Source organism: Streptomyces swartbergensis, assembly GCF_002148965.1.
GTDB classification, from domain to species: domain Bacteria; phylum Actinomycetota; class Actinomycetes; order Streptomycetales; family Streptomycetaceae; genus Streptomyces; species Streptomyces swartbergensis.
Genome location: NZ_NGFN01000494.1, coordinates 1 through 4,914, shown reverse-complemented (window position 1 = coordinate 4,914; position 4,914 = coordinate 1). Strand labels below are relative to the sequence as shown.

Annotated in this window: 4 protein-coding genes; all 4 read left to right on the top strand. The window is 74.4% G+C overall.

The genetic code is table 11. From position 1 onward, the window contains the following. On the top strand, nucleotides 1-1,511 hold a 1,511-nt coding region (pabB, locus tag CA983_RS40820; RefSeq protein WP_244207312.1), incomplete at its 5' end, for an aminodeoxychorismate synthase component I. Next, entirely contained in the window at nucleotides 1,508-3,031 is a 1,524-nt protein-coding gene (locus CA983_RS40815; RefSeq protein WP_086605720.1) for an AMP-binding protein, read from the top strand. The genes pabB and CA983_RS40815, both read left to right, overlap by 4 nt. A gap of 23 nt (nucleotides 3,032-3,054) precedes the next feature. Beyond that, nucleotides 3,055-4,614, top strand: coding sequence for a class I adenylate-forming enzyme family protein (locus tag CA983_RS40810; protein ID WP_086605719.1), 1,560 nt, complete (start codon nucleotides 3,055-3,057; stop codon nucleotides 4,612-4,614). Continuing rightward, nucleotides 4,611-4,914, top strand: a 304-nt coding sequence (locus CA983_RS40805; protein WP_208637153.1) for an FAD-dependent monooxygenase, incomplete at its 3' end; no start/stop codon positions are given. The genes CA983_RS40810 and CA983_RS40805, both read left to right, overlap by 4 nt.

The window sequence follows — 4,914 nt, the reverse complement described above, 5'->3', positions numbered from 1 at the left end:
GTCGCCCCCAGCGCGTCGGGTACCGGCTGCACACTCGGCGGATCGGTGGGGCGGTGGATGCCGAGGCGGCGTTCGCGCGGATGTACGCGGGGTCCTCGCGGGCGTTCTGGCTGGACAGTTCGCTGGTGGAGCCGGGGCGGTCGCGGTTCTCGTTCTTCGGGGACGACAGCGGGCCGCTGGCCGAGTTCGTGCGGTACGACGTCGGCAGCGGGCGCTGTGAGATCGAGCGGGCGGGGCGGCCGGTGCGGAAGGTCGCGGCCAGTGTGTTCGACTACCTCAAACGGCAGTTGACCAACCGCCGGGTGGACGCGACCGGGCTGCCGTTCGACTTCACCGGGGGATACGTCGGCTACTTCGGCTACGAGGTGAAGGCGGACTGCGGGTCGCCGAACCGCCACCGCTCCCCGGCCCCGGACGCCGCCTGGCTGTTCGCCGACCGGGTGATCGCGGTGGACCACCAGGAGGGCTACACGTACGCCGTCTGCCTGGCGGAGGACACCCCGCAGGCCGCTCGGGAGGCCGCCGACTGGCTGGAGAGCGCCCTGGCCGACCTCGCCTGCGTGGCGACGGAGCGGCCGCCCCTGCCCGTGCCGGCGGGTCCGGCGGACCCCGGGGCCGCCGAGCCGTGGCTGGTGCGCGACCGGGCGACGTATCTCGCGGACATCGAGGCGTGCCAGCGGGAGTTGCGGGCGGGCACCAGTTACGAGGTCTGTCTGACCAACGCCGCCCGGCTGCCCGCACCGCCCGACGCGTTCGCGTACTACCGGACGCTGCGCCGCGACAACCCGGCCCCGTACGCGGCGTTCCTGAGGTTCGGGGAGCTGGAGGTGGCCGGGTCCTCGCCCGAGCGGTTCCTGCGGATCGGGCGGGACGGCACCGCCGAGGCCAGGCCCATCAAGGGGACCGCGCCCAGGGGCGACGGGCCGGAGGAGGACGCCCGGCTGCGGGACGCGCTGGCGTCGGACGCCAAGACCAGGGCCGAGAACCTGATGATCGTCGACCTGCTCCGCAACGATCTGGGGCGGATGTGCCGGACGGGGTCGGTGCGGGTCTCCAAGCTCATGGCCACCGAGACGTACGCCACCGTGCACCAGCTGGTGTCCACCGTGGAGGGCAGGCTGCGGGCGGACACGGACGCGGTGGACTGTGTCCGGGCCTGTTTTCCCGGCGGCTCGATGACCGGCGCGCCGAAGCTGCGCACGCTGGAGATCATCGACTCACTGGAGTCCGAGGCCCGGGGCGTGTACTCCGGCGCCCTCGGTTACTTCGGCTGTGGCGGCGGCGCGGATCTCGGCATCGTCATCCGGACGGCCGTGTTCGCCGACGGTCAGATGCATCTGGGGGCGGGCGGAGCGATCGTCCTCGGCTCCGATCCGGACGCGGAGTACGAGGAGATGCTGCTGAAGACCGCGGCCCCCATGCGTGCCCTGCACCAGCACATGGCCGACCGGATCCGGCGGCAGGCCCCGCCGGGAGACCGGGCCGGGGCCGCCGAGGAGGCGCGGCGATGACCAGTCCGCAGGCGGTGCTGCACCCCGCCGAGGCCGCGGCGCCCGGGAACCTCGCGGCCCAGCTCGCGGAGCTCGCCGAGCGGCGCGGGTGGGGCGGGCGGACCGCCTTCCACCAGGGGCACCGGGCCTGGACCCACGGCGAGGTGCACGACCTCGCGGCCCGGGCCGCCACCGTGCTCGCCGGGCACGGGGTGCGCCCCGGGGACCGCGTACTGCTGGCGCTGCCCGACTCCCTCGCCTGGGTGACGGCCTTCCTCGCCACCGCCCGTCTCGGCGCCGTCGCGGTCCTGGTCAATCCCGAACTCCCCGCGGCCGACCACGCGTTCCTGGCCGAGGACACCGGGGCCGTGCTCTGTGTGACGGGGCCGGGCCTGGAGGAGCGGTTCACCGGACGGGCCCGCCTGGGTGCCGACCAGCTCATGGCGCTCGCCCCCGCCGCCGGGCCCGCGCCCGCCCACCAGGTCGACGCGCACACCCCGCTCTACGTCCAGTACACCTCCGGCACCACGGGCCGTCCCAAGGGCGTCGTGCACACGCACGGCGATCCACGGACGTACCACGACCTCGTCGGCCGGCGGGTGCTGCGGATCACCGCCGAGGACGTCACCCTGTCGGTGTCGAAGCTGTTCTTCGCCTACGGCTTCGGCAACGCCTTCGTCTTCCCGCTCTTCTCCGGCTCGTCCGCGGTGCTGGTGGACCGGCGTCCCACTCCGGCGACCATCGACGAACTCGTCGCCCGCCACCGGGTGACGCTGCTGTACTCCGTGCCGTCCGCGTACGCCGCGCTGGTGGCCGAGCGGGGCCACGGGCACGAGGGCTGCTTCGCCTCGGTGCGGGCCGCGGTGTCGGCCGGCGAGGGGCTGCCGGAGGGACTCGCACGGCAGGTGACCGCGTTGTTCGGCGCGCCCGTGCTGGAGCAGATCGGCTCCACGGAGGCCGGTCACGCGTTCTGCGCCAACGGTTTCGCCCACAACCACCCGGGCACCGTCGGCCGTCCCGTCCCCGGCTTCGAGGTGGAGCTGCGGGACCGCGACGGCCACCCGGTGCCGGACGGCGAGGAGGGCGAGATGTGGGTGCGCGGGCCGACGGTGACGCCCGGCTATCTGAACCGGCCCGAGGAGACCGCCCAGGCCCTGGTCGGCGGCTGGCTGGCCACCCGAGACCGGGCGTGCCGCGAACCGGACGGCTCCTACCGGCATCTGGGGCGGGCCGACGACATGGAGATGGTCGGCGGCATCACCGTGTCCCCGCTGGAGGTGGAGGCCGTGCTGCGCGGCCATCCGGCGGTGCGGGAGGTGGCGGTCGCGGCCGTGCCCGACGGGCGGGGCGCGAGTCGGCTGCGGGCCTTCGTGGTCCCCGCGTCGCCGGTGCGGGACGGCCTGGCGGACGAGCTCGTCGGCCTGGCGCGGGAGAGCCTCGCCGCGTTCAAGGTCCCCCGCAGCGTCAGCTTCGTCCCGTCGCTGCCGCGCACGGCGACCGGGAAGCTGCGCCGTCATCTGGTCCGCCGGGGCGCCTGGTGACCCCCGGAGAGAGGAACGACCCCATGCGACCACCCCTGTTCACCGACCGCGGCTTCTATCTCGGACCGGTCTTCCGGCGTGCGGCCGACCGGCACGGTGCCGTCTTCGTCACCCTGGACCGGCCGCTGGACGTCGCGCCCGCCCTCGGGGTCGACCTGAGCTACACCGTGCTGGCCGACCTGGTCGAGGACCTGTCCGGCCGGCTGTGGGAGGCCGGGGTGCGGCCCTCGGAGCAGGTCGTCGTGCACAAGGCGGACAACGTCGACATCGTGCTGCTGACCTGTGCCGTCGCGCGTATCGGCGCCGTGCCGGTACTGCTGTCGCCCGCGCTGGCCCCCGCCGTGGCGGGGCAACTGCTCGAACGGCTGCGCAAGCCCTGGCTGATCACCGACAGCTCCACCCTGGACGGCCTGCGGGAGCTCGCCCTGTCCGGCCTCGTGCGGCGGACGCTCTGCGTGGACGACGCGGCCGGGGCGGAGCCCCTGGCGAAGTACACCGGCGCCGAGCCGCCCCCGCCGGTCCGGCTGCACCCCCGCGAACCCGCCCTGATCACCCACAGTTCCGGCACCACCGGCGTCCCCAAGCTGGCCGTGCACTGCGCGCACACCATGTGGAACCGGCTCGTGCCGCAGCAGGCGATGGGCTGGCCCACGCGGGGCGAGCCGGCGGCGCTGCACATGTCGTTCGTGCACTCGCGCTTCTACCATCTGCTCGGCGTCCTGCTGCACTTCGGCAGTCCGCTCGTGCTGATCACCGACCCGGATCCGGCCGCGGTGGGCCCGCTGCTGGTCCGGCACCGGCCCGGCATCGTGGAGACGCATCCCAACACGTTCGTGCTGTGGGAGGAGCTGGCCGACGCGCCCGGTGCCCCGCTGTCCCGGGTCCGGGCGTACGGCTCCACGTTCGACGCGATCCATCCGCGCACCGTACGGCGGCTGCTGGGCGCCTCACGGCGGCGTACGCCCTGGCTGGTCCAGCTGTACGGGCAGAGCGAGACGGGCCCGGTGGCGTTCCAGGTGGTGACCCGGCGCAGTGCGGCCCGCGCGGACGGCCGCCGGGTCGGATTCGGGATACCCGGCTTCACCCGCGTCCGGATCACCGACGCCGGGGGCGGACGGGTGCCGCCCGGCACCCCGGGCCGGATCGAGGCCCGCACCCGGGGACGGATCCTCACCTACCTCGGCATGCCGGAGCGCTACGACCGTCAGCTCACCGACGGCTGGTGGGAGATGGGCGACGTGGGCTACCGGAGCCGTCTGGGCGCGCTGTACCTGATCGATCGGGAGGTCGACCGGATCGACGCCGTGCACAGCAATCTGGAGGTCGAGGACACGCTGATGTCCCGGCTGGAGGAACTGCGCGAGGTCGTCATCGTGCCGGGCGCGGACCGGGAGCCGGTGCCGGTGGTGTGCGTGCGCGGCGAGCGGCCCCTGGACCCGGAGCGCTGGCGGCGGGCCACGGCGGGGCTGCCGGCGATGGCCGAGCCGCTGCAGTGGCGGTTCGAGGACCTGCCGATGACCGCGACCTGGAAGGTGAAGCGGGTGGAGATCGCCCGGATGCTCGCCGAAGGCGTCCGGGCATGACTCCGGTCTTCGTCGTGGGCGCCGGTCCCGTGGGCCTGTCGGCGGCTCTGGCGCTGCGGGCGCACGGCCTGCCGGCCGTCCTGCTGGAGGCGGAGCCGGAGGACCGGGAACGGCCGGGCAGCCGGGCGTTGTTCGTGCACCGGGAGACCCTCGGCCTGCTGGACGCGATGCGGCCCGGCCTCGCCGCCGAGATCACCTCGTACGGGCGGACCTGGCACACCAGGCGCACCCTCTACCGGGGACGAGAGGTGTACTCCCGCACCTTCCCGCCCCCGTCCGGCCCGCCGCCCTTCACCAGCC